A 25,345-nucleotide genomic window follows, 5' to 3' on the forward strand; every position below is an offset into this window, starting at 1 on the left:
CATGAATTATATATGGGATTTGATTATTCGCGCCAAACGGAATGGAACCGATCTGAGGGACGTAACTTTTGTTCCTGCACGTGTATATTCGCCATACATGGAATTAAGTCATACGAACCTGAATGCTTCAGACGTGGAACGTACGATTGAAGTCAATCCGTATTATCGTTTTTTTGATATTTTCCGGGATCTGTTCGATATCAATAACGAAGAGCAGGTGGAATTGCGGGAGACGCTCTTTGATTTGGTCATTCATTTTCTTGCGGATATGGATTTGATGCAGGGGATGAATAAAAGGGAGTATTACATTCGCTTCATTTTGAATGATATGCATTCGGGTGTATACGGGAAACGGATACGGCGGCGACTGGAGCTGTTCGGACGAGAGGAACAGGAAGTGATCGCCTGCAATATGCTCCGTCTGTACGATACGGGAGAGGCCGTTCATCTGCTGAGGGATACCCTTGTCCGGATGTTCCCGCGTTCAACCCTTTATGCCAATTGTGAGGAAAAGGATGAATTGCTCTTATATATTGGTCAGACAGAACGGACGGAAGCAAAGGAAAAGTTGGAATTGATTCTTGAACTCTTCCTGCCGGTTCGTTTTGACACAGAAATATACTGGGGTCATCATTTTGGCATTCTGGATGTGGACTATACGATGATACAGGACGGTATTGCCCTATATTAAGCAGCATCAGCAGTTGTAAGGAGGAAGTATAGATGAACGGCTATTCATACCGATTGTATCCCGATGCCACGGGCAGGGAACGGGCCAGAGGAACTATGCGTTATACGCGCGAAGAGTTGATGGACATGACCACATTTCAATTACGGAATATTTGTTACAAGGAGCGACTGGTTGAGGGATTGGGGTCCCGCACGGAGCGTGAAGAACTGATTCGGATTATTCTGAAATTTTTGGGAGCGGACGATGTATTGTGGATTGATCAGTCTGTTGAAGGCGGATTCGAGCGTATACAGAAGGCCATTTCTCGTCATATGACGGCTCCCATGAGCAGTGATGGAGGCATTAGTGTGCCTGCGCGACTGATTCTATACGAAGGATTGAACGTGGACAAGCTGGATCGTTATGTGGTCACCGCACCGGGTGGTTTAACCGAATCCAACGTACTTTTGGTCAATGAGAGTATGGAGCTGTGTGGCATCTTTAATCTGGTTAAGGACGAGTCCATATCCGGAACCTTTTATTTGACGGCAGGAAGTGGATCGACCTGGAAACGATCGGGCAACAGACAGTACAGTCTTCTCTTTTTCCGTAAACGCGATTCGGAATATCTATATCAGACCTATTACTCTAGCAGGCCTCTTCCTCCGGTTCATATTCAATATACTCAAATTCCACTGGCCGATCTGGACATCCGGGAACTTGAACCGACAGACGCTGTACTTGCAATTGACTTTGGCACCTCCAATACGACGGCAGGCGCCTATTTGCATAATGGTTATATTCAGGCACCAAGCAGCCAGGATTTGCTGAATGGGCGGGTTCGTATGGATGCCATTAACTATGTGGCTTTTCCCGATCCTACATACAAAGACACGGACTGGATTGAGGTCCTCCCTACGGCCATCGGTGTGGCGGAGTGCTCGGATCCAGCGAACATTCGTTACGAGTTCGGCTACGAAGCGCTGCGAAGCATGCGTCGGGGAGGGTACAGCAGCCGGGCGAGTGTCTTCCGCAGCATGAAGCGCTGGGTGAACAATTACAACAAAATGGAAGAGATCGTCGATGTTCATGGCAATGCGGCCATGGTTTCCCGTATGGATCTGCTGCGTGCGTACATGAATTACATCATCCGAACGGCAGAGCATCAGTTCAAGTGCAAATTTCGCCATGTGCATTTTACCAGTCCCGTGAAGATGAAAACACAGTTTTTGCAGATGTTTGGAGAGATGCTTCCCGATTATCGGATTGAGCAGACGTATGCGCTGGATGAAGGAATGGCTGTGCTCTATAACACCCTTGCAGACGGGATGGAACGCGGTGCTTTTATGGAAGGGCAGACGTATCATGCACTCGTGATTGATTGTGGCGGTGGAACGACGGATTTGTCATCCTGTGCGTTTACGATCGAGGACGGTCATATGGCGTATAAACTGGACATCCATACCACTTACGAAAATGGGGATACCAACTTCGGAGGTCACAATATTACCTACCGTATCATGCAATTCATGAAAATCGTGTTTGCCGACTACTACAGCGGACGTCGTCAGGTGACGGATATTGATAGCCTGATCGAGGCACCCGGTGCGGATGTGTTCCGTCAGGTGGACGAAGAGGGTGTGAAGTCCGTTTATCAGAAGCTGGAGCAGCGATATGAGGAGGCAGAACACATCATCCCTACTGCGTTTGCGCGTAGAGAGAATCGTTCACGGGATGAGTATTTGCGGGTAAGAGGCAACTTCTACTTTCTGTGGGAAATCGCAGAAGAGATGAAGCAGCAATTTTTCCGCAAAACCGGCATCCTACGAAACCGATTCCACTCGGAGATGGAGGGCGACGGGGATAGTGATTTGCAGATCACCACCATGGAGCGTTGGTTCCTCTCGGTAGAACGGAATGGTGAGTTGAAGGATGAGTATGAGTTTCCCGATGTGGTGTTCAATATCAAGGAAATTACCCAGCTGATTAAAGCTGATATCTATGAGGTGGTCCGTAAGTTTTTGGATGATTTCTATCGGCAGGGGCGGATGAGCCAGTACTCAATTATCAAGTTGACAGGTCAGTCCTGCCGCATTGATGTATTTCGGGAAGCGCTGAAAGAGTTTGTTCCAGGCAGAAGCATTGAGTTCCGGCAAAAACCTGCGGAAGGGCGTGTGCCTGATCTCAAACTTGCCTGCCTTCGAGGGGCAATCCGTTATCTGAGTGCACGCAAAACAGGAAGCGTTCAAGCCGACATCACGCATGATGCCGCTGTAATTCCGTATACCGTAAGTGCCTACACGCATAATGGACATGAAAAAATGCTGATCAACAGTCTGGACCGGAGTAATGGCATTCCTGGCAGCATTTCTCGTCCATTCGAGACGGCAGAAGTGGAGTTATATTTGAGTGGAAGCGATGGTCAATTAAGACAGAAATTTGTATATGCCAACCGTCCGGATTTCTATAAAGAGGTGCTCTACGAAAATATCCGGGATCAGTACGGAGATAAGATTCCACAGGATGATACGGATTCCATCGTGAATGGAGAGACGAAGTTTTTTGTTTTTCCGGATGACCGCCATTGGGGTTTTCATGTATTACCGGTTGCCCGCATGAATGAACGATTGTATCTGGGGCCGCAGAAGCTGCTTCCGTTTGAAACGGACTTGTCGGAACTGGACTTCTTTGACGGAATGAAGTAAGGACGACGAGCAGAAGGGAGGGACAGTGCTCATGTTCACATATTCATATCCGCATTTTAACAAGGGAAGAATTCTGAAAACATCCATGTTGGAGGGACTACGTGATTTCCCCAGAGACTACATCGAGCTGTATTATCGTGGTTATGCAGACGGCATCCTTGCAGGTGCAGAGGTGGAAGTGTTCCCGGACAAGTTGGTCGTCTCCCCTGGAATGGTGCTGCATAAAGGAAGGCTTTATATGCTGACAGAGCCTATGGAACTGGTATATCAAGCTACCGGCCGAGTCAATGTGCTCAAACTTCGATTTGCAGCGGATGAAACGGGGAGTGACATGACTACAAGTCATTCGGAACTGATGTTGGATGAAGAGACAACATGTGCATCGGGTGAATTGGAACTAGCTCGATTCAAGCTGAAGGAAGGGGCCCGGCTGCGCCGAGACTACCAGACCTTTGCCGATTTGGCGACGGAGTTCAACACGCTGCATGTCATTCATACCCCTTATGCAGCCGAGGAAGCAAGCACCTTATCCCCTGTTGTCATGAAGGATTATGCCGAGAGATTGCTTCGAACGGGGACCTCTGATCCCCAGGATCTGGTCTTCGCCATGATGTGTCTCAATGAAGGAACGGTTGCGCGTAGCGTCATTTTGCATCACATTGCCAGTCGATTGGGGCTGGAGTACAGAAAATACGATAATGCGCAGATTCATCGATATCTGGATCGCATCTTGGCGAATGCAGGCCGGGGGACGGGGCGCTCACACCCGGTAGGTGGACCACATCGAATGATTGTGGATTGATTCAGCACAAGGAAAGGAAGTTGTTTTTCATATGGAATATCTTGATCGCAAAGTAATTCCCATATTATATAACCATCGTGAAAATGAAGAGAATGGTCAGAACAGTGAAGTAGAAGAGACGGTTAAATTAGCACATACATCCCAGGCTATTAATTCAGCAGAGCTGCCAGCGAGGCTCCGTATTGGAAAGGAAAGCGTATTTCTAAAACGAACTGAGCTGTACGATAGTAGGGTAGCCATATCCCTTCCACGTTCATTGCGTTTAATTTCAGAGAAGGAAGCGAGCATGAAGTATCCTTCGTCTCATCGGCCGGAATGGATATATACCAATGATTCAGGGACAGTCAATTTTACGTTTAACAGACTGGAGCATCGAATTTCGGAAGAGGAACTTACTTCCTTTACCGAAACGATGGCCAATGTCATTCGTGGAACGCAGCCTATCAGACAATGGGAGAAACATGGCGTTCGAATTACTGAAACGGGACAGTTCACGGGCTACTGTCAGTTTTCCGCTCAGGGGTTGAATAATCAGATATATAACCATATCGGTTTTTCGATTTTAGACCAGTCCGTTCTTGTTTACGGATTTAATTGCACGGATGAAGAAAAGCGCGATTGGCTGGAGCCTGGCGAGACGATTCTAAATTCACTTGCGATCCATTGAAGTTGAAAGGAGATGGGCAACATGAGTCTGACTTATGAGAATCTGCTTATTGAACCATATGAACTGCTGCATTTGCAAGAACTTACGATCCGCAAAAAGATGAATGAGCACACTCGGCTCGTGTTTAAGGGTATGGTGTCCGAAGAATGGAAAGATCGCTATGTCGATGTAACGGACCGTGATACTTCCATTGAAGTATGGCAAAAAGATGAGGATGGAAACAAAAGTCCGTTGTTCAAAGGCATTCCGTTATCTGTTGAAGTGCAGGTTGTGAGAGGTGTATATACGCTCCAAGTGGAGGCTATCTCGCATACATACCGGATGGATATTACAAAAAGGACGCGAACGTTTCAAAATGTCAAAATGACGTTGCCCGATTTGCTAAAGGAACTGGATCAGCATTATCCGGGACTTGATGTAATTGATGAGGGAACAGGCGGGGCCAAGATCGCTAAGGTTGCTGTGCAATATCAAGAAACGGATTGGGCATTTCTCAGGAGACTTGCTTCTCGCTTTCACACGAGCTTAATGCCGGCCGCTCAGTTTGACAGCCCCAAATTTTATTTTGGCGTCTTTGAGCACGGAAACTCAATCGATCTGGACAATACACGTTATACAATCCGCAAAAACATGGCACCATTCATGTACTTTAACGAAAACGATACGTTAAAGGTCAACGAATCAGATTTCATTATATACGAAATCGAGACAGATCAGGTGATGGAGCTTGGACATCATATTACCTTCCGAGGCAGAAGCCTATATGTGACTGAGGCATATACCGAGCTTGTGGGAGGAATAGTGAAGCACCAATATGTACTTAGCCTTCATAGAGGACTAAGACAAAAGACATATTACAATTCGATAATTGCCGGAAGCTCATTACTTGGTCGCATCCTTTCAGTGCATGGTGGTCATGTAAGAGTTCAGCTGGACTGTGATGAAAAACAGGAGGAAGAGGAAGCGTTGTGGCTGTTGTATCAGTCGCCATACATCGCAGAGGGGCAGACAGGTTGGTATGTCATGCCTGAAGTGGGTGATCCGGTGGCCGTATATTTTCCTACGCAAAACGAAGAAGAGGCCTATGCGACAGGAGCACCCCGTCTGGATAACAAGGTAACTGGAACGAACCAATTAAACAAACCGGATCATAAAATTTTCCGTACGCCTTATGGCAAAGAAATCAGACTGACCCCAGATTCCATCTCCATTAGCAGCAAAGAGGGCGAGGTGTTCATTCGTCTCAGCGGGGACGAGGGCATTCAGATCATAGGAAGCCAGCAGGTTCGGATGTCTGCTGGGGGCAATATCTCGCTCAAAGCCGGGAAGAAAATAACGTTATCTGCCGATTCGCAATTGTTACTGGAAGGCGGGGGAGGGACATTCAAATTGGATGGACAAGCAAAAATGAGTGGATCAGAAGTGAAAGCCAACTAGTATAGGGTGACGTATGGGCAGGAGGGATAATTTCCAATGGATCGCAAGGAATCTATATTACATTTTTATACCCATCAGGTAAAACCTGCGCGGGCCAAACTTATGGATGATTTGCAGTATACGCTGCATACAAGGTATACGGAATTGACAGCTGAGTTCCTAAGTCATTTCAGGTTGATGGTTCAGGAAGTCAGCGACGCCCAAAAGCGTGGGGCGAAAAGGCCGATCGCTTACATTCAATATTCTATGTTGCGAACAGAACTTCTTGGAGGGGCGATGAATGTCCTGGTCGAAGCGTATGATGCTTTGTGGTTGCTGGATCGAACACCCATCCGTTCATTCTATTCTTCCCACTGGGCCTATGAGTGTCTTGAACGGATGCTCAATGGATTAAGAGAAGAACTTCCTCACTATCAAGGAACCGTTACAGCAGTAGAACTGGACCGAATCATGTTACAGGAAGCGGCGTTGGTGAATCGGTATCTTGTGCATTTTATACGCCATAGCTGTCGTGCGCTGGAGGACTTCGAATGGAACTCCCTTATGGATCTGGAACAGATATTCGAAGTACGTGTAGGAGAATACTTGGATGCCAGTGAGTGCGTATTTCGTCTTGATCGAAGGAATAGGAGCATTGAGGAGATTGGTGAAGCATTGGAAGAAAGTGATGGTTTGGAGGTCATGTACGCGCACTTTCAGGGACTGGATATGAGCGAAATGGAATGCAGCGATCTGGATTTTCGTTACAGCCGTTTTGATCGTATCGATCTGCATTCTACCGATTTTCAACGCTGTATCTTGATAGGGGCACGTTGGCGCAATTGTAGTCTGGAGGATACTGATTTCACTGGAAGTATTTTATATGGGGCAGATTTCAGCGGCTGTTCTCTGGAAAGAGCTGTTTTCAGGGAGGTAATCGGGGAGACGGGACATCCGGAAGGACTCGCTCAGGGGCCAGGGTACGATGCGCTTAACTTCGAAAATGCAAACCTTTCAGGTGCTGACTTCCGAGGGGCACGCCTCCGTGGAGCCAAGTTCCGTGGAGCCAATCTGACCGATACGTTATGGGAGGGTGCTGATGTGGAGGGTGCAATTTTTGACGATGCCGAGAGGAGGCGAGGGTTATCCGATACTTTCGCCTAATGGCCGATCCCAGATGGACACACCGCGTAGAGACTGAGCCTGTTGGTGAACTGCAACGCAGGACCTGGAATCAGGCTTTTCATGATTCAGGCAGTGAGCATACAGCCATTAACTTTTATGTGCGAAGCGGATTCCATGTCGATTATACGGATTATTTGGAACAGCCGGTTCCCTTGGTTTCAGATCAATTGCTTGAAACACTTATTTTGTATTGTCCTCAGCTCAAGCGAAGGGCTACCGTATTAACGGACAAGGAGCGAATGACCCAAGAGACGTATTGGGCCATTCATCCTCCTGCACTGGCAAACGTATTATCTCCTCATACTCGTCGGCGCATGGATGGAAGTCTGGAGCGGATCGTACTGAAGCGAGATTTCCCGGAGGTACCCCTGTTCCAATTGATGGAGCTGCGCGAAACCGTGATCATAGTCAATCTGGCGTTGTCGGAGAGCATTCTGCGGCGAGATGTCGCAGGAGTACAATTCATTCCGTTGGACTTGGAACAAACGAATTAGAAAGGAGAGGTTATGATGGCGCAAAGTCAAGATCAGGATGCCCAGATTCATACGGCTGGAGAAGCCTCTAAAAGCTATGTCGTTGCAGGAGCAATACTTAAATGCGATTGCGGGACGCAGCGTACACGATTGAAGATACCATTCAGTCATGGCGTGTATATCAAGGGGAAGGCGAAGATGACTGTCGAGGATTATGTTCCAGGTATTCATATTGGATCATTCGGTAACTGTTCCAATCCAGCTAATCCAGCAGTAGCGGCAAGCACGATGGTTGACATCTATGGGGTTAAGAAAGCGCCTTGCGTTCCCGTGCTGACCATGCCTTGGCTTCATGGAAAGGGAGATACCAAGGTGGAAGGGAAAGCTGCACTGCTCAGTCACTGTACGCACAAGTGTCTATATGGCGGAGATATCGTCATAGAAAATGACGGACAGCAATTGGACTTTTGACGATGAATGAAATTACGGAGAAGAAACTCGACCAGATCGGTTATGAGCAAATTCGTTTATATTGGCCTTATCGTGCACAGTGGCTGGAGGGCGTACAAATTACCCGCCAGGTGAACGAGCATGCGAAGCTCTATGTCAGCGGCATTCTTCCGGAAGAGGATGGACCTGAAATTCTTCAGGTTCAGGCTGATGGTGAATCAATCGTACTCAGACAAGTCGATAAAAATGGTAGATCAGTGAGAAGACTCTTCCATGGCGTAATGATCTCGCTCTCGGTTCATTTGTCGGGAGGGGTCTATCGATTCGAACTTGAAGCTTTGTCCAACTCCTATCAAATGGATATGCGAATTGAGGAACGAGCCTTTCAAAACAGAGGGTGGACGTTCAAAGAACTCATTCAATTCATTATGAATTCTTACCGCTATTCGGATGTCATGGATCAGGTTACCGGAAATACCTCATTGAGCGGACTTGTATTACAATATAAAGAGACCGATTGGATGTTCCTACGCAGACTTGCCTCGCGATTCGGTACAGTGCTGATCCCCGAAATCACAGCGGCATCACCCAAATTGTATATCGGTTTGCCCGCAGGTAAGTTGTGGAAATGGCCAGAAGACCAACCTTATCAGGTTCGTAAGGAGCTGACAGGAATCGACTGGCACGGCTCCGGAACGGAAGATCGATATATCATTCAGGGCCCCAAGGGATCGCAAGGCGTATTGCAATATACGGTGGAAAGTGTCGAGACTTATGCATTGGGAGACAAGGTCGAACTTCCGGATGGCAGAGAGTTGACCGTGGTGTATGCCCATTCGCGATTGGAATCCGGGCTGCTCATGACGACCTACCGCATGGTACTCGAAGACCACATTCATGTACCTAGATGCAATCTATCGGACCTCATTGGGTTATCGCTGTACGGCGAGGTGGTCCGCGTGATTCATGATCACATTCAGATCAAATTGCCCATGGACGAGGGCCCGATGACGCAAGGCTCCGCCTGCCCCTATCCGGTCGCGCCAGTTTATGCTGCGGAAGGGCATAGCGGATTATACATGATGCCGGAGATCGGGGATCAGGTGGAATTATATTTTCCAAGTAGTCTGGAATCCAGAGCGTACATTCGTCATTCCATCTCTGAGGGTAAACGTTCCACTAACGGAGGGACAGACCATAAAGTCTGGGGGCATCCTGCCGGGAGCTCTATCGGGATGTCGCCTGAGGAGGTTACACTGCAAGCCGGATCGGGGTTAACGATTACCTTGAATGATCAGGGGATCGTATTGAGTAGTCCAGGCAATCTGTCCATTCAAGGCAGCAATATCCTGCTTGCGGCCGGACAGATCGAAGCTACAGCACCAGAAGCGATTTGGCTGCTTGGCGGGGGTGGTAGCTTCATTTTGGATGGGGAGACCAACGTACGAGCAGGTCTATTGCAACAGGAGGGCAGCAACAAAGCGCCTGTTCATGTGGCGGATCTGCCTCCGGAGCCGGAGCCACCGCTGATGCCGATTGAGGAGTACGAAGCAGCTCAGGCCGCAGCAGCCGCAGAGGCTGCTGCAGTGACGCAGGCATCAACGACGAACCCGAAAGATGGATCGTTGGCTGGAGCAGCGTTGGCCATCACTGCTATGATTCCGATCCTGGGAGCTCTAGGGGGTATTGCTGCCCAGACAGCCATCGGCGTAGGCATTGCTGCCGTTGCCACGGGTCTCATCGCGAGCGTGCCGAAGATAGGCTCCTTCAAGCCTTCGGCTCTGAATTTGCTGGACCGATTTACGAATGGGTTTGCTGAACTGCAACAGCAGGAGAACGAAGCGAAGCGGACACTGTTTGGTAAAGTGTTGACCGCTGCCAAAGAATTGTCTACCGCGACTTCACTGACGGATTTCATGAAGAAGTTGCATCAACAGAGCACGGAATACAGCAAGGCGTATTATGAGACACCAAGTCATATTCGGGAGAAATGGGCGAAAGAATATGCATATCAACAAACGGATCAGGAACTGAAAGATTCGCTGGATTTTTTCAAGAAAGTGATGAAAAACCCGGAGCAGTATGATGTCCTTTTCGTAAATCCTTATTTTGCAAATATTACCTTCGACATAGGCAGGCCTCATATCACGGTAGAGGAACTGGGCAGTTATGACTATTGGGAGACTCAAGAGCTAAGTCTCGAAGAAAAGAAGTTTTTATCCTGGAGAATCAAACGTACGACGATGAGCAATGAAGAATTAGCTGAACTACTTGATGGATATAACCAACAAGACGCCATGCAAAAAGGGATGGATACGCAATTTGGTATGAATCGCAGAGGAGGTTCAGCAGGTGGCTCTGCAGGCCTCGGACGGCCCATCCCGCAGGCAAAAGGAACAATGTCGCCCAAAACTAGCAACAATGCATTTAAGACTATGATGCCCAAAGTGAAGAGTTTTTTCAAAAAACAATGGGAAAAAAGCCAGATGATGCATGCTGTTTCTGGCGGAGGAAGTCATTGGAGCAATAATAAGACGAACAAAACGGGTGAGGCTGCTTCGGGGAATGGCAAGTCAGCAAACAGTGAAACAGGATCGACCTCCAAACCTGTAGGGAACCCGTCGAAACCGAAACAAAATTCGGATAGTACACCTTCTTCGAAAACGAATGAAGGAAATTCAACGACAACGTCGAAACCAAGCACGACACCAAAGACCAATCCAGAAAAAAAAGAAACACCGAATGAAGTGAATACGTGGAAGCCATCTCCATCTAAGAAAAAGGACGACGTTAAACCGCAAGCCGATACGAAACCGCCTAAATCATCCGAACCGGAGAAACCAGAGGAGAATACAAACAAACCGAAGGATAATCCGGAAGGCACTGAGGGGACGGGAAATGCTTCTTCTACTCGTTCACAAGGTGAGCCATATGAAAATCATACAACTGTACAGAAGACTGATACGGCGAGAAATTTGCCAACGACTGGTAAACCGAATTCCTCAGTAGACTTTTATGATGAGAACGGTACACTGACGCAGAGAAGATATTACGACGAAAACGGGCGAGCTATAGAAGACATTGATTATGAACACTCAAATGGAGACAATAGCCATGAATTCCCTCATAGACATACTTGGGATTGGACTAGTGGTTCTCCAAAAAGAAGCAAATAATACATCTCATTTTATGATAGGGGGTTTGAGGGAAAATGCTAAATATTCATGACAATGAAATTGTTTCCTATGAAGTTGATTTTCGTAAATCTAGAATTACAATTCAAACATTAGATGGTAACGAAGATTCAGTTACCACCAATATCGAGTTTAGTGATGTCCTGGCTCATATGTTTGAAACACAACTACAGGGAAGTATTATTTTTGATATTAGCACATTTGAAGTAAGCCGATTTCTCAAAAATAACAAGGAACTGTTGGAGAAACAGAAGAACTACGGGTGGCCAATGCATTATGAAAAAGCAGAGGATTTGCTTGAACATTTACAAAATGAAAAGTACAACTATTACGTGATTTCAGCTTCGTATGGTCTTAATGGGTGGGTAATCGCTAAAGGATATAAAGTTTATAATTAATGGTGATGTTTAACTTGGCCTTGGGGGCGGCAAATCCTCAAGGCCTTTCTTTATACCCCTACCCAGTGCCGAATGAACCCATCATTCAACCAATAACACTTCTAACCCATGTAATACCCGTATAAAGATTTCTTCATTTCGGTTGTACGCACATCAAATGCTTTAATTTTATAACCTAAATAACGCTATTCCGTTACGTTGAACAGGTTGATTATGGTTAGATACCATCATAATTGATCTGTTTTTTGTTATCTTCGTTTTCTTACCTTTTTTTCAAATTTATTTGCAACTGTAGAATATGCCGCCCCGATAGGGAGGATGAAATAACAGTAAATCGCATCTTTTCGGATAGATACCGCCACTATTAAGAGTAGGACGGCTAAAACGAAGTTGTTTTCATATCGTCCGCAACTTAATTGTACCTTTCAACGATTGTTACAGCGAAGAAAGAACTCTGCTGACGAGCAGTTAACATATAACAGGCAGGGAACGTATAAGGCTAGCCGCCTGCCCTCTAATTAAGCCCGAAATTCATGAAAAAATTCGGGGAGGGGGCGGAACATGAATGGGGAAACGGTATCCATAGACCGTATAGTTATTGACTTTACAGACGTGTACTGGGACTTCTTCAATGAGTTCCATAAACGAATCTGTCACTATTGCGGGGTCAGGATGACGGTGGGGGAAAGAGGATTTCAATACCGTATCAGAATCAACACTGGAGAACAGTTTCTACATATCTCCTATAAGTTGGTATTTGCTCCGAAAACTCGTAAGAACACGCTCAGGATAGAAGTCTATTCGAAGTCGCTTGTTTACTTCCGTCATTGGCTCGAACAAATCCGAGAGTACGCCGATCAGGTCTTGTTTGTACGGTGTGATGTAGCTTTTGACATTCCTGTTCGCATAAGTGATCTGTTCACGATGTCTACGAAGGGTCGTAAGCTACGTCTGTTCAAAGGCACTCGCTATTACAACGGCAAGCATCAGCGTCAGGAGGATGGTTATTGTCGGGTGTATGACAAGAAACGTCAGTTGTTGGAGACAGGGCGGGAGAAAATCAGAGGGGAACGAACGAGAATGGAAATTGTTTATGCCTCGAAGGAGAAGATATCGCTTGCTACACTCGTTCAGTATCCGCCGCAGTTTAACAGCAAGTATCTATGTGCAGTTTTGACGGACTTGTCCAAGTTTAGTCCGAAGGTGGGGCGGCTTGTGAAGGAGATTCAGCAAGGAGAACTTCTACCGCAAGACACAACTCCTTACTACCGTAAGCAACTCTCTTTGAGTTTTACGACAACGGGCAATTTGACACCAACTTCCGAACAGACTTGATTACCTCTATTATATGATTTCCTAACCCCGAACGGAATGAATGTCATCGGTTATGTCGTATCGACGCAAGGACAAGCCAAAGGCGGCTACAGCTTATCTTACCAATATGATGAAATCCGTTCGTATTGTGAAGGGCAAGGATGGAACTTACTGCATGTTCACGGATGAGGGTATCAGTGGGGCGAAGGTAGATGAGGATACGCTTGAGGTTGATAGAATCGGCTTTCAAGACATGTTAACCGCTCTGTCTACTCAATCTATAGATGCGGTAGTCGTACTCAATACAAGCCGTCTCTGGCGGTCTGACATTGTGAAGGTTTTAGTGCATAGAGAGTTCAAAAAGCATGACGTTGATGTCAAGAGCATCGAACAGCCAACCTACTCTATCTACAAGAAAGACCCGTCAGACTTCTTGATTAACGGATTGATGGAACTGCTTGACGCATACCAACGGCTTGAAATCTCGATGAAGTTAAGTCGAGGACGCAACAAGAAGGCACAGCAAGGCGGCTACGCAGGAGGTCGGGTGGCGTTCGGCTACAAAGCGAAGAAAGGTCAGAAGGCAATCGAAATTAATCTCGATGAAGCTACCGCTGTACAGCGATTGTTTGAACTCAAGGAGTTATTTCCTGACTGGTCATTATCTCAATTAGCGTATCAAATGAAGGATGACGGCTTTACGACACAACAGGGCAAGAAGTTTACAAAGGTACAGATTAAACGCATCCTTGATCGCCGACCGTTGTACGAAGGTACTTATTTCTATGGTGGCATTGAAGCCAATGGGCTTCATCAAGCCATTATATAGGCGGTGGCGGCATGGAGCAGATGGAAATCTACAATGGCTACGTTGAACAAGAAGACAGCTATTACAAGAAACTCGAAACATTGGAACAATGCCAAATAAACTTCCAAAGGCTTATTCCGACTTGAAATACGAGTAGGAATGAGCTTTTTTTACTTACCCACTATTAAAGGAGGACGAAACGAATGACTAAGTGTGAACAGGTAGTAACAGACAAATTGAAAAATTAGTAAATTGTATAAAAATTAGAGGCGGATCAGGACCTGAAAAGTTCGCTGGATTATTTCAACAAAGTGATGAAAAACCCGGAGGAATACAATATTCTTTTTGTAGGTCCCCATTTTGCGAATATCACCTTCGATATTGGCAGGCCCAGTAAAAATAGAGTATGCACAGCCTAAAAATTATCCGAAAGATTATGAGGCGGCAAATAAAGAGGCAGGGCTTAGTAAAACATCTAATCCATCTGTACCTGAAAAAAATAAGCCGCCACAAGGGTACACATGGCACCATATGGAAGATGGAAAAACAATGGTACTAGATGAAAAAGATGTACACGACGAATTTAAGCATATGGGCGGGCAGTACAATGTAAATGGAACAGGAGGAGATTAAAATTGGAAATTAAAGGAAGTAATGAGGTTTTAACAGAATCTAGACTTCAAGACTTTGAAAGAATAAACGGAGTTCAACTTCCCCAACAATATCGAGAATTTTTATTGAAATACAATGGGGGATATCCTAAACCCTATTACTTTACTATCTCTAAAGAGCAAGGCATTGGTATGGTAAATATTTTCTATGGTATTGGTGAAATGTACGATAATTTAGACAAAAAAGTTGATATATTTGATGATATATTAGACGCAGGATTTATTCCGATTGCAGATGATTCTGGTGGTAATCAGATTTGCTTAGGTCTTACTGAAAAGCATTTTGGAGATGTTTATTTTTGGATTCATGATGAAGACCCTGAAGATTTAGGCAATATGTATTTCCTTGCTAAGGATTTTGGGGGGTTTTTAGAAAAGCTACACGATGAGATAGAAGAATAGTTGGATTATTAAGGGTTGTAACACAGTTAATTTTTGTTGTGTGGGGCTACCCCAGTGTCGAATGAACGCATCATTAAACCGATAACACATATAACTCATGAAATACCCGTATAAAGAATTCTTCATATCTGTTGTACGCTCATAAAATGCTTTAATTTTATAACCTAAATGACGCTATTCCGTTACATTGAACAGGTCGATTATGGTCAGATACCACCATAATTGATCTGTTTTTTTTGTTATGTTCGTTTTCTCATAGGATTTTCAAAATGTTATGCAACTTTAGCATACGCCGCACCGATAGATAATTGTCTAAACCATCGCACCCTCTTGGATGGATAGATCGACTATTCATATTGTCAGGACTTATCTGTAAATTGTATGCAACAATCTGGCTATTTGCCGTGATAGTTACTGTGCAAGTCAATAAACCTGGTGACGACCAGTTTGACATAGAACAGTAAGGAGTGACGTTTCGGGAAATCGGGTTTTCTGTCACCTAAGAAAATTCTTTCAGAGAGGACGTAGTTCCAATGCCAGAGAGTATTCAAGAAAGATTGATTGAATGGGCGGTAGATATGGAATGGCATAACTTTAACGTTCAATTCCAACGAAATCAATACTACATTCCATATCCTCATATGCTTCGAAAATGCTACGGCTTAAGCATGAATGATCGGGGTGTATTGTTTGATATTATGAGTCATTTAGGAGAAAACGATGAAGCTTTTCCTTCTACAGAAACAATATTTTGTAATTTAGCATCGCATCATGTTGATCGTATCCACCCTATAGTTCAACCAAAGGCAGAGTTTTTTCTTCATAATAACAATCACTGAAAGGTTCAGTTAAGTTAGGGATGGCATGTAAACCCTTGGTTTTAGCCGATACTCTTAATTGCAGCGGTATTTATCCAAACAATGATATTTATTTCCATTCCATCCTTCCTATCGGGGCGGATTATTCTACAGTTCCGAGTAAATTTAAAAAACGCAAGAAAACAAAGATAACAAAAAACAGGTCAATTACGGTAGTATCTGACCATAATTAACCGTTTGATGTAACGGAATACTCAAATTAATTTTAAGAACAAGAGAGGTTCGGCAGGTGGTCTTGTAGGCCCGGTCCGGTCTATCCCGCAGGCAAGTGGAACAACGCCGCCCAAAGTGAGCACGAGGCCGTCTTCGCCCATAGTGCCCAAAGTGAAGAGCTTTGTGAAAAAGTATTGGGAAGAAAGTCAGAAGATGCGAATCGTATCTGGTGGAGGAAGTCATTGGAGCAATAATAAGACGAGCAAAACAGGTGAGACGGCTTCGGGGAATGGAAAGACAGCAAACAGTGGGGGAGGATCAACCTCTAAGCCTGTAGAGAACCCGCCGAAGTCGAAAACAAGTTCGGGTAGTTCATCTTCTTCGAAAAAGAATGAAGGAAATTCAACGACAACGTCGAAACCAAGCACGACACCAAAGACGAAACCAGAAAAAAATGAAACGCCTAATGAAGTGAATACCTGGAAGCCGCCAACGAAGAAAAAGGACGAAGGTAAACCGCAAGCCGATACTAAACCGCCTAAATCATCCGAACCGGAGAATCGCAGGAGAATACAAATAAACCGAAGGATAAACTGGAAGGTACTGAGGGAACGGGGAAAGGTAAGAAGTTAGAACTGTCGGATTTTAGTAAAGAAATAATGGAACCTAAACCGATGAATTCACCTGTTCCACAAAAATGGTATAATAAGGGTGGTTACATCTCAATAGATAAGAATGGAACTTGGACATATACTAATAAGAAAGGGCAGTCTGTGAGTTATCCAGATGGCTACCCCGACTTTTCAGAGTATTATCATCCTACTGTTAAACCAGTAACAATTGAAGTAACTGTGCCTAAAAATCCACAAGAAGACTTTAAAAAAGCAAATATAGAAGCAAAGCTTAATAAGGATTCTGATCCACCTGTGCCAGCAAGTAATAAACCTCCTGAGGGTTATACATGGCATCATCATGAAGATGGAAAGACGATGATCCTTGTCGATGAAGATATTCATAGGGAGTTTAGACATATCGGTGGCCAGTCTACAGTCAATGGAAAAAATAAAAAAGGAGAATAGTTATGGCGAATATAGATCGAGGAAACGAGAAAATAACTATAAATGATATTAATGAATTTGAAGGTAAGTATGATCTTAAGCTTCCTGAGCAGTATGTTGATTTTTTGCTTAAATTTAATGGCGGGTATCCTCAAGTATCTACATTTAAAATTTCTGATGAAGAGGGTGAAAGTGTTGTAAATAAATTTTATGGGATCGGTGATATGAAGGGGAATCTGTCTAAGGTATTTGAGGTTTTAGATGGTGAGCTGCCTGAGGGGTTTATTTCGATTGCTAGTGATCCAGGGGGGAACGAGATTTGTATTGGAACTAGTGAGAAATACTTTGGAAAAGTATACCTTTGGATGCATGACATGGAGTCAAATAAAGAAATGGATAATATGTTCTTATTAAATAACAGTTTTAATGATTTTTTTGATAATTTATATTAAAGGCTAGCATTGGCTGTAATAAGACACTTAGTATGAACTTATTTACAAGCCCAACAACAAAATCGTACAACACAACCAACAAACCAAATACAAAATGATTCAAACACTTGATAAACTTTCAAAAGCTCTTTCCCACTAGGACCTTTAGTAGGAATGAGCTTTTTCGCATGGCGAAAATACAATAGCTTGATCATAAATCGCTGGTTGATCTCGATATGCCATTGTGGTAATTATTCTCCATTCCAGATTATAAGCAAGTTGAATTTCTCTAATTTTATGTTATGGAGGCTACTTTTTAGTTACATTAAATAGGTTGATTATGGTCAGGTATACCGTAATTGACCTGTTTTTTGTTTCTTAGTTTTCTTGCGTTTCAAATTTATCACAACTGTAGATGAGCTTGATTTTGCATATTACGTAGTAAACACAACAGGAATAGACAAAAAAGAGTTTTATGCACATAGTAGTTTGAATGGAGATAAGAAGGCAAAAGACTATGCTGTTTTCTCGTTAAACCACCTAAACCCAAATATGAGGCCACTCTTGCACCTGATAGGGGTGGAAATATAAGAAAAAGAGATAACACTTTTTTCGAAAACGAATGAATCTAATGCAACGAGAACACCGAAAAGAAGCATGACATCGAAGACGAATCCAAAAAAAATGCTACTCATGGAATAAATATCTGCCAAATATGGAGGGTAATTCTGAAGCGATACAAAACCACCCAAGCCACCAAAACCAAAGGTAGAATAGGATACAAACAATCCGAAGGAAAAAACGGAAGGCACTGAGGAGACGGGTAAAGGTAAGAAGTTAGAACTGTCGGATTTGACATAAGAATTAATGGAAACGAAGCCAATGAATTTCCTGTCCCTAAAAATGGTAGGATAAAGGTGGACATATTTCAATTGATGGGAATGGAACATGGACATATACTAACAAAAATGGAATATCGGTTAGTTATCCTAATGGCTGTCCTGACTTTTCAGCATTTTACCATCTAACTATTAAACCAGCAGTAACAATAGAAATTACTATTCCTAAAAACCCTCAGGCGGACTCCAAGAAGGCGAACTTAGAAGCAGGACTAAATAAGGATTCTGATTCACCAGTTACTGAACTAAATCAACCTCCAACTGGGTACACTTGGCATCATCATGAAGATGGAAAGACAATGGTTCTTGTTCAGAAGGATATCCATAGGGACTTTAGACACATAGGTGGTCAGTCTACAGTTAACGGAAAAAATGATTATAAAGGAGAATTACCATGGCAACGGTTTATAACACAAATAAAAAAATTAAATTAAAAAATATTGAGGAATTTGAAGCAAAATATGCTGTCTTGCTTCCGGTTCAATATCGCGATTTTTTGCTTGAGTATAACGGTGGTAATGTAAAGCCAAATGTTTTCAAAATTTCAGATGATGAAGGAGAGACTGCTCTCAACACACTTTATGGGTTAGATATCAATGAATCCTACGATGAGTTATCAAGTGTGTTTGACTCATTATATGGCGAAATCCCAAACGAATTTATATCTATAGGTGATGATTCTGGAGGAAATCAAATTTGTCTGGGAACTAGCGAAGAGTATGCGGGGAAAATATATATTTTCCTTCATGATATAGAACCTACTGAGAAGATGAGCAATATGTTTCTTATATCTGATTCTTTTGATAGCTTTTTAGATAATTTATATGAAGTTTAATCTTTAGAAAATGACGGATGCAGAAAAGCTAATTTCAACTTGAATTATAAGTCGAAATTGGCTTTTTCATTTGTCTGATCCCTGATCTTTGACCAGTAGCTAAAGAAGAAGTGCAAATTGAGTATATGTTAGGTGGAAAAGGCACATACGGAGGAGCAACGAAAAGAGCTAATTTTGCTCAATCAGATCAAAGGTTAGCTGAACAACTTAATAATTCTCCTGAAATAGCACGTCAATTTGGTATGGATTCTGGCAAAATTGCTGCTAAAGATATAAAGATTTATCGAGATAAAAATAAACTAACATGGCACGAATTAAATGATGTTAAAACAATGCAGCTAGTACCAACAAAGATAAATAGTACTTTTGGGCATCTTTGAGGTGTGGGAGAAATAAATGCAGGAGCGTTTGAACCTGGGGGATTTTCTAATAAACGATAAAGAGGAGATTACACAATGATAAAAAATGATCCTGTTTTTGGAGTGCTCGAATATAACTATGGTTGGACTAGGAAGACTATGTTTCAATTATTCGGAGAAGAACTTGAAATTACATTGATGATTGATGGCGATGAAGATGGAAGATTTGATGAAAAACAATATACGGCATATCAATCATTAATACAAGATTGGAAACAAGTGCAGTATAACTTATTACAACCTATTTTAGATTATTACAGAAAAAAAGGATTGAATTGGGTTATGATGTTGCGTTTAATGGGAATTATCCATTAGTTGAAACAACAGCTCAACTGATGAAGATGATTACTTTAGAGGGGATTGTTGTTCCGTATGGAGACATTAATGAAGAACGTGACATTGGAGTTCTTTTTAGTTGTACATGGGATTCAGAGAATGGTTTAGGGGTGCGTTTATTAAATGAAGAAATAGCTGATGTAGGATACCAAGATGTTGCAATTTGATACCAGGCTAATTAAATCGTATAGCACAACCATATCCAACGAACCCAATATTAAATGATTCAAACATTTGATTAATATTCAAAAGCTCTTTCCCATTTGAATTATGAGTTGGAGAGAGCTTTTTGCGTGTCGAAATAACTAATGGCTGCTTGGTGGAGGTGGCAGCTTCATTCTGGACGAGGAGGCCAATGTGCGAGCTGGCCTGCTGCAACAGGAGGGCAGCAACAAAGCGCCTGTTCATGTGGCGGATCTGCCACCAGAGCCAGAGCCACCGCTGATGCCGATTGAGGAGTACGAAGCGGCTCAGGCCGCAGCAGCCGCAGAAGCTGCTGGAGTGACGCAGGCATCAACGACGAACCCGAAAGATGGATCGTTGGCTGGAGCTGCATTGGCCATCACTGCTATGATTCCGATCCTGGGGGCGCTAGGGGGTATTGCTGCCCAGACAGCCATCGGCGTAGGCATTGCTGCCGTTGCCACGGGTCTCATCGCGAGCGTGCCGAAGATAGGCTCTTTCAAGCCTTCAGGGCTGAATTTGCTGGAACGACTCATGAATGGTTTTGCTGAAATGCAAAGCAGGAGAACGAAGCGAAATGGGCGATGCTTGGTAAAATGCTGACGGCCGCCAAAGAGCTGACTACATCGACTTCGGTGACCGATTTCTTTAAGAAGTTGGAACAACAGAACAAGGAGATTAGTCTTGCTTATGAGCAGATTCCGAGTTACTTCCGTGAGAAGTGGGCGCGTGAAAAAGTCCAATGTGACCTGCAGAAGTCGCTGGAATTTTTCGAGAGTGTGGAGAAAGACGATGTTCAACATCAAACCTTCTTTTCCCCTTACTACCAAGAAATTTCATGGGCATTAGACAGGGCGGGCATATATCATAATATTACCGTCGAGGAGGTAAAAGATTATAATTTTTGGTTGCGTCAGGACCTGACATTGGAACAAATGGAATATGTAACTCAATTGATTTACAATCCGATTAGCGATGAGAAATTCGTAGAGATGATCTACGATCATGAGATGCATCGCGATTTAATAGAGAACGGAACGATGATTGGCGGTAATCTAAGGGTAAGAACGCCAGACATTGAAGGAAAGGTCATGCAAGTTGTTGGTAACGGATTTAAAAAAGCAGCGACATTTGCGAAGAAGAAATGGACAGACGGCCAGAAAATGAGGATTGTTTCTGGTGGAGGAAGCGATTGGAGCGGGGATAAGTCGAAAAAAAACGGGACAAGCAAGTTCTGGTGGTAAAATAGAAGGTGAACCTGAAACTAAACCTAACCAAACGGGTAGTGATCAGAAGCCACCAAAACAGAAACCAGGAAGTACCGAAACTAAGACGAATCCGGAAAAAAATGCGACTCCAAATGAAGTGAATTCATGGAAGAAATCTCTGCCAAATAAGGTTGAGGGTAATCCTGAAGCGGACACTAAACCACCCAAGCCACCAAAACCAGAGGGAGAACAGGATACAAACAAACCGAAGGAAAATACGGAAGGCACTGCGGGGACGGGAACGGCTAATATACTAAAAAATGTTACTGAAACAGAGAACAATATTAAAAATTTACCGTTAGAACATGGTCAATTTTTTGATAAACACGGAAATTTACTAGGAGATATAATTATTGGTACTGAAAGTGCTATAAATCTTAACCCTTATAGGCATTTAGGTAAGGTTGCAATATTTACTCATAATCATCCCAAAAATGGGTCATTTAGTATACAAGATATGGAAACTGCTGTGGATTTCAATATGGCAGAAATGAGGGCAGTAACTCCGAATGGGAAGATCTATATTATGAAGAGAGGAACTGAGGGGTGGAAAGTTGACGGAAAACATATGGAATTTGTTTATCAATTCGTACAGACCGAGTTGAAAGCGGACCCCACATTCAACAATCTATACAAAGCAGGAATGATAGATAAGGCAATGGATATATATTTTCAAAGAATAGCAGAACGAATAGGCGGAATTTATAATCGCTATTAATAAGGAAGGGTGACAGACATGAATAAGAGTTATCTTTACACCAAGCCAAGTATTATAGGAGTGTTAGAATCAAGAGACGAATTTGATAGTATAGGTTCCTGGTTTGATGATAACACCCCAGAGTTGCTTAGAAAAAAAATTTATGAGAGCCCTTTAGATGAGATGATTATAGAATTAGTGGAGATATTTAGAGAAGGAAATCCAAATTACAAAAAGTTAGCAGTTTTATTTGGTTTTGTTGAAATTGAAGAGGGGGAGCAAGAAGAAAGAATAATATGGAAATTACAAAAAATTGAACGGAAAGATGATGATTTGACTAAAGTTGTAATGCACATTGATGCAAAACATTTAATTATTCAAGATTTATATTTATATGTTAATGAGTTACCTGTTCTACAAAAATTAAAAGAAAAATTAAATGTTCAATTTAAGGATATAACTTTACAAAAAATAAATAATGCGTTTGTAATTATAGAAAAAGAATGTGATATAAGTATTGTTAAAGATACTGATAAGATATAGAGAAGAGTTTTTGTTGAACTTATTTTAAGAGTATAATACATCTTTAAAGTAAGACCTTATAATAACAATTAATAATCATACACGTAAATACTTGATAAAAAAACGTCTAAACTTTCAAGACTCATCCAACTTAATCAACAAAAGGGGGATGAGTCTTCTTTTAATAGAATACGAGTTACTCAGGTATAGAGAGAATATGATTCTTTACAGGGGTATGGAATTTAGTGCGACATATAATCAGGCTCCGAGCTAATTTGGGATAATTGAGTTGATCAACAAACATGCCGGCAGTTGAATGAAGCGCTAGAAGGTAAAACAGAATGATATCGAATATGAGATGTTTTTCGGCCCATTTTTAATGGCATTGCGAAAGATATCAGATGATTAGACCTCACCGCTGATGAGCTTGGAGACTATAACTACTGGTTGGGTCAGAACCTGACATTGGAACAGATGGAATATCTGACACAGTTAATTTACAATCCGATCAGCGATGAGAAATTCGTAGAGAAGTAAAAGATTGGAGTAAGGAAATCAAATAAAATTGAAGGAGAAAACAATGGTTAATTCAAAAAAATTGCAATTGGCCTACAAAAGGTATGTCAAAAATTTTGTTGATAGTAATGCTGTAAATGAATACGAAGAAGGTAAAAAAAGTTGAAATCGTCGATATTAATGATACAGAGAGTGATCATATCCTATTAATTGATATGGATAATATATCTTCCTTTTGGTTAGATGTCTGGAAAAATGACGTATTGATAAAAAACGGTCGAGATGTGAGTGCACTAAAAAAATTCAACAAACAAAATTTTATCAGTGCATGGGTAGGCATATTTATAAAGATCGTTATCCGAATATGAAATTGATTGATTATTCTTTGGAGTATAGCATCATTGCATTAGTTTCAATTTATACGGATGGGTAAAAGAGGAAAAGATATTTTTTGATTTTATAGTCAAATATCTTGGAGATAATTTAATGGAAGCAAATGATTGGAATCAACATATCTGGTTTTTAGTAGAGTTGTATCTACAACACACCAATCAAACAATAGAAGGAACTAATAAAAATGTTCACTTGACTGTGAAGTCCGCATTAGCAGATAAGGGGCAGCCGTGTGATTTGATTCCAGAAGAACTTGGAATATATAGAGAAGTATTGGAACAATGGCATACGCCTAATCTGAATGAAATTACGCGTTTGATTGGAAGAATGTCTGAACATCATTCCATGCTCGCTTCAGAGTTAGGAAAATCGCTTGAGTTTGGAAATTATGATTACGCTTTTTATCCTTATGAAATTTTGTATTTGCTTCATGTGAGAAAAAAACAAGGTCTGCCCAATCCAAGTCATTTTGATGATTTCCTGATGAACTCACCGGAGGCTAAAATGAACATTCATGATCCTGAACCGTATCCAGAGTGGGATCCCGTTCTACGAATGATTGATGACTTTTATCGCAAAAACTATCCCGAGTATATCCCGAACCACCATGGAGTTCTGTTTGGGTAGGAGAGGAGGAAGACTGCATGGCAGATAAAGATTTGGTGCCCTTAATTTTCGATGATGCAGAGGATATCGATATGATTTTGAACAATCCGGATGAATCACTGGTGTATTATAGTATGCTGAATCATGGCTTAGCGACCAAACGGTTTTTATTTCTGGACTACAAGGGAGAAGTGGATCAGGAAATCGTTAATTATGTTTTAGACTATGAGTACGCCTATGACATCGAATTGGGAACTGCAGATCAGTTAGAGGTGTTGGGAGAGTTTGACTACAAATATCTCCCTGAGAAAATTAGGGAGGTGAATAAGCTGATATCTCCAAAAGGATATGGTTTATTTTCTTATCCGACGGCAGGAGACTTCTATGTATTGTTTATTGCTGAACTTAAGCATGTGGGTGCGCTAACCCAGGTGGATTTATTAGAAGATGAAGATATTCCTGAAAGAGAGCGTCACATCCAGTTATACATTTAATTAAAATATAAGTAAGACAGGCTCCAGTTATATAACTGGAGCTCATTTGTTTTTAGGTTTTTATGAGGGGATCTTGTGTCTTGAGGTTCGAAACTTTGTTCATCCATATGATACATAAGAGTCTTTATGATTTTTTTCAGCGAGGTAAAATATGAAAAAATGGCTAAAAGATTTGCGAACTATATTGCATTGAGAGATACAATATTAAATGTTATAGATTATATGGATTGAAGTTTGGGAGCTAACCAGTGCTGAATGAACCCATCATTCAACTAATAACACATACGACCCATGTAATACCCGTATTAAGATTTAGGATTTCTCCATTTCGGTTGTACCACATCAACTGTTTTAATTTTATACCCTAAATAAAGCTATACCGTTGCATCAAACAGGTTGATTATGGACAGATACCACCATGATTAACCTGTTTTATTATAATGTTTGTTTTCTTACAGTTTTTTTGAAATCATTCACAACTGTGCCGTTACAGTTATGATAC

At 42.5% G+C, this 25,345-nt stretch carries 24 protein-coding genes and 4 pseudogenes; all 28 read left to right on the forward strand.

What is annotated here, in order from left to right; genetic code table 11:
• The first annotated feature begins 1 nt into the window (after position 1).
• The 28 genes and pseudogenes from HW560_RS14470 (at position 2) to HW560_RS14605 (ending at position 24,843) form a co-directional block, all read left to right on the forward strand.
• A complete protein-coding gene (locus tag HW560_RS14470; RefSeq protein ID WP_179263632.1) occupies positions 2 to 691 on the forward strand; it encodes an iron-dependent peroxidase in 690 nt (229 codons plus the stop codon).
• 32 nt (positions 692 to 723) lie between these two features.
• The gene (locus tag HW560_RS14475) at positions 724 to 3,375 is read left to right on the forward strand and encodes a molecular chaperone (RefSeq protein ID WP_179263634.1); all 2,652 of its coding nucleotides are present in this window, start codon (positions 724 to 726) and stop codon (positions 3,373 to 3,375) included.
• A 31-nt stretch (positions 3,376 to 3,406) separates the two neighbouring features.
• Complete coding sequence (locus tag HW560_RS14480) at positions 3,407 to 4,177, forward strand: DNA and RNA helicase (RefSeq protein ID WP_179263636.1); 771 nt, start codon at positions 3,407 to 3,409, stop codon at positions 4,175 to 4,177.
• 31 nt (positions 4,178 to 4,208) lie between these two features.
• Entirely contained in the window at positions 4,209 to 4,844 is a 636-nt protein-coding gene (locus tag HW560_RS14485) for a hypothetical protein (protein ID WP_179263638.1), read from the forward strand.
• A gap of 21 nt (positions 4,845 to 4,865) precedes the next feature.
• Entirely contained in the window at positions 4,866 to 6,281 is a 1,416-nt protein-coding gene (locus tag HW560_RS14490; protein ID WP_179263640.1) for a phage baseplate assembly protein V, read from the forward strand.
• 36 nt (positions 6,282 to 6,317) lie between these two features.
• Positions 6,318 to 7,424: a pentapeptide repeat-containing protein gene (locus HW560_RS14495; protein ID WP_179263642.1), complete on the forward strand. Its 1,107-nt coding sequence runs from the start codon at positions 6,318 to 6,320 to the stop codon at positions 7,422 to 7,424.
• Positions 7,424 to 7,939: a hypothetical protein gene (locus HW560_RS14500; protein ID WP_179263644.1), complete on the forward strand. Its 516-nt coding sequence runs from the start codon at positions 7,424 to 7,426 to the stop codon at positions 7,937 to 7,939. Before HW560_RS14495 ends, HW560_RS14500 begins: the two co-directional genes overlap by 1 nt.
• 15 nt (positions 7,940 to 7,954) lie before the next feature.
• A complete protein-coding gene (locus HW560_RS14505; protein WP_179263646.1) occupies positions 7,955 to 8,389 on the forward strand; it encodes a DUF4280 domain-containing protein in 435 nt (144 codons plus the stop codon).
• A gap of 2 nt (positions 8,390 to 8,391) precedes the next feature.
• On the forward strand, positions 8,392 to 11,544 hold the full coding sequence (locus HW560_RS14510) for a hypothetical protein (protein WP_179263648.1): 3,153 nt from the start codon (positions 8,392 to 8,394) through the stop codon (positions 11,542 to 11,544).
• 35 nt (positions 11,545 to 11,579) lie between these two features.
• On the forward strand, positions 11,580 to 11,960 hold the full coding sequence (locus tag HW560_RS14515) for a hypothetical protein (RefSeq protein ID WP_179263651.1): 381 nt from the start codon (positions 11,580 to 11,582) through the stop codon (positions 11,958 to 11,960).
• 561 nt (positions 11,961 to 12,521) lie between these two features.
• The gene (locus HW560_RS14520; protein ID WP_179263653.1) at positions 12,522 to 13,295 is read left to right on the forward strand and encodes a replication initiation factor family protein; all 774 of its coding nucleotides are present in this window, start codon (positions 12,522 to 12,524) and stop codon (positions 13,293 to 13,295) included.
• Between the two features lie 36 nt (positions 13,296 to 13,331).
• Positions 13,332 to 14,103: pseudogene (locus HW560_RS14525) on the forward strand (recombinase family protein).
• 339 nt (positions 14,104 to 14,442) lie between these two features.
• Entirely contained in the window at positions 14,443 to 14,715 is a 273-nt protein-coding gene (locus HW560_RS14530) for an HNH endonuclease (RefSeq protein ID WP_257031919.1), read from the forward strand.
• Between the two features lie 2 nt (positions 14,716 to 14,717).
• Positions 14,718 to 15,155: an SMI1/KNR4 family protein gene (locus tag HW560_RS14535; protein WP_179263655.1), complete on the forward strand. Its 438-nt coding sequence runs from the start codon at positions 14,718 to 14,720 to the stop codon at positions 15,153 to 15,155.
• A 533-nt stretch (positions 15,156 to 15,688) separates the two neighbouring features.
• On the forward strand, positions 15,689 to 15,994 hold the full coding sequence (locus tag HW560_RS14540; protein WP_179263657.1) for a helix-turn-helix domain-containing protein: 306 nt from the start codon (positions 15,689 to 15,691) through the stop codon (positions 15,992 to 15,994).
• 375 nt (positions 15,995 to 16,369) lie between these two features.
• Positions 16,370 to 16,819 carry a hypothetical protein gene (locus tag HW560_RS14545; protein ID WP_179263659.1) on the forward strand — a complete coding sequence of 150 codons (450 nt, stop codon included), beginning with the start codon at positions 16,370 to 16,372 and terminating at the stop codon, positions 16,817 to 16,819.
• A 41-nt stretch (positions 16,820 to 16,860) separates the two neighbouring features.
• Positions 16,861 to 17,265: an HNH endonuclease gene (locus tag HW560_RS14550; protein WP_257031920.1), complete on the forward strand. Its 405-nt coding sequence runs from the start codon at positions 16,861 to 16,863 to the stop codon at positions 17,263 to 17,265.
• A gap of 2 nt (positions 17,266 to 17,267) precedes the next feature.
• Positions 17,268 to 17,696: an SMI1/KNR4 family protein gene (locus tag HW560_RS14555; RefSeq protein WP_179263663.1), complete on the forward strand. Its 429-nt coding sequence runs from the start codon at positions 17,268 to 17,270 to the stop codon at positions 17,694 to 17,696.
• A 1,009-nt stretch (positions 17,697 to 18,705) separates the two neighbouring features.
• Positions 18,706 to 19,008, forward strand: a complete 303-nt coding sequence (locus HW560_RS14560; protein ID WP_257032015.1) for an HNH endonuclease — start codon at positions 18,706 to 18,708, stop codon at positions 19,006 to 19,008.
• Positions 18,969 to 19,409: an SMI1/KNR4 family protein gene (locus HW560_RS14565; protein ID WP_179263665.1), complete on the forward strand. Its 441-nt coding sequence runs from the start codon at positions 18,969 to 18,971 to the stop codon at positions 19,407 to 19,409. The genes HW560_RS14560 and HW560_RS14565 overlap by 40 nt, the downstream gene beginning before the upstream one ends.
• 92 nt (positions 19,410 to 19,501) lie before the next feature.
• Positions 19,502 to 19,789: pseudogene (locus HW560_RS14570) on the forward strand (HNH endonuclease); the annotation flags it as partial.
• Between the two features lie 75 nt (positions 19,790 to 19,864).
• Positions 19,865 to 20,331: pseudogene (locus tag HW560_RS14575) on the forward strand (DUF2004 domain-containing protein).
• Positions 20,332 to 20,521: 190 nt separating this feature from the next.
• Positions 20,522 to 20,950: a hypothetical protein gene (locus tag HW560_RS14580; RefSeq protein ID WP_179263670.1), complete on the forward strand. Its 429-nt coding sequence runs from the start codon at positions 20,522 to 20,524 to the stop codon at positions 20,948 to 20,950.
• A complete protein-coding gene (locus HW560_RS14585) occupies positions 20,932 to 21,591 on the forward strand; it encodes a hypothetical protein (RefSeq protein ID WP_179263672.1) in 660 nt (219 codons plus the stop codon). The genes HW560_RS14580 and HW560_RS14585 overlap by 19 nt, the downstream gene beginning before the upstream one ends.
• Positions 21,527 to 22,333 (forward strand): hypothetical protein, encoded by an 807-nt coding sequence (locus HW560_RS14590; protein ID WP_179263674.1) that lies wholly within the window; start codon positions 21,527 to 21,529, stop codon positions 22,331 to 22,333. The genes HW560_RS14585 and HW560_RS14590 overlap by 65 nt, the downstream gene beginning before the upstream one ends.
• An 18-nt stretch (positions 22,334 to 22,351) precedes the next feature.
• The gene (locus tag HW560_RS14595) at positions 22,352 to 22,855 is read left to right on the forward strand and encodes a hypothetical protein (protein ID WP_179263676.1); all 504 of its coding nucleotides are present in this window, start codon (positions 22,352 to 22,354) and stop codon (positions 22,853 to 22,855) included.
• A 559-nt stretch (positions 22,856 to 23,414) separates the two neighbouring features.
• Positions 23,415 to 24,370: pseudogene (locus HW560_RS14600) on the forward strand (hypothetical protein).
• Positions 24,371 to 24,387: 17 nt separating this feature from the next.
• Positions 24,388 to 24,843, forward strand: coding sequence for a DUF6630 family protein (locus HW560_RS14605; RefSeq protein WP_179263678.1), 456 nt, complete (start codon positions 24,388 to 24,390; stop codon positions 24,841 to 24,843).
• The last annotated feature ends 502 nt before the right edge of the window (positions 24,844 to 25,345 follow it).

The sequence above is a fragment of the Paenibacillus sp. E222 genome, from assembly GCF_013401555.1.
Taxonomy (GTDB): Bacteria; Bacillota; Bacilli; order Paenibacillales; family Paenibacillaceae; genus Paenibacillus.

Bases quoted from the DNA above. Each gene is read 5' to 3' on its own strand.
- HW560_RS14485 (WP_179263638.1), top strand. From the start codon at position 4,209: ATGGAATATCTTGATCGCAAAGTAATTCCCATATTATATAACCATCGT.
- HW560_RS14480 (WP_179263636.1), top strand. From the start codon at position 3,407: ATGTTCACATATTCATATCCGCATTTTAACAAGGGAAGAATTCTGAAA.
- HW560_RS14505 (WP_179263646.1), top strand. From the start codon at position 7,955: ATGGCGCAAAGTCAAGATCAGGATGCCCAGATTCATACGGCTGGAGAA.
- HW560_RS14555 (WP_179263663.1), top strand. From the start codon at position 17,268: ATGGCGAATATAGATCGAGGAAACGAGAAAATAACTATAAATGATATT.
- HW560_RS14470 (WP_179263632.1), top strand. From the start codon at position 2: ATGAATTATATATGGGATTTGATTATTCGCGCCAAACGGAATGGAACC.
- HW560_RS14605 (WP_179263678.1), top strand. From the start codon at position 24,388: ATGGCAGATAAAGATTTGGTGCCCTTAATTTTCGATGATGCAGAGGAT.
- HW560_RS14515 (WP_179263651.1), top strand. From the start codon at position 11,580: ATGCTAAATATTCATGACAATGAAATTGTTTCCTATGAAGTTGATTTT.
- HW560_RS14495 (WP_179263642.1), top strand. From the start codon at position 6,318: ATGGATCGCAAGGAATCTATATTACATTTTTATACCCATCAGGTAAAA.
- HW560_RS14510 (WP_179263648.1), top strand. From the start codon at position 8,392: ATGAATGAAATTACGGAGAAGAAACTCGACCAGATCGGTTATGAGCAA.
- HW560_RS14595 (WP_179263676.1), top strand. From the start codon at position 22,352: ATGAATAAGAGTTATCTTTACACCAAGCCAAGTATTATAGGAGTGTTA.
- HW560_RS14540 (WP_179263657.1), top strand. From the start codon at position 15,689: ATGCCAGAGAGTATTCAAGAAAGATTGATTGAATGGGCGGTAGATATG.
- HW560_RS14585 (WP_179263672.1), top strand. From the start codon at position 20,932: ATGCTTGGTAAAATGCTGACGGCCGCCAAAGAGCTGACTACATCGACT.
- HW560_RS14475 (WP_179263634.1), top strand. From the start codon at position 724: ATGAACGGCTATTCATACCGATTGTATCCCGATGCCACGGGCAGGGAA.
- HW560_RS14490 (WP_179263640.1), top strand. From the start codon at position 4,866: ATGAGTCTGACTTATGAGAATCTGCTTATTGAACCATATGAACTGCTG.
- HW560_RS14550 (WP_257031920.1), top strand. From the start codon at position 16,861: ATGAATTCACCTGTTCCACAAAAATGGTATAATAAGGGTGGTTACATC.
- HW560_RS14520 (WP_179263653.1), top strand. From the start codon at position 12,522: ATGAATGGGGAAACGGTATCCATAGACCGTATAGTTATTGACTTTACA.
- HW560_RS14500 (WP_179263644.1), top strand. From the start codon at position 7,424: ATGGCCGATCCCAGATGGACACACCGCGTAGAGACTGAGCCTGTTGGT.
- HW560_RS14565 (WP_179263665.1), top strand. From the start codon at position 18,969: ATGGCAACGGTTTATAACACAAATAAAAAAATTAAATTAAAAAATATT.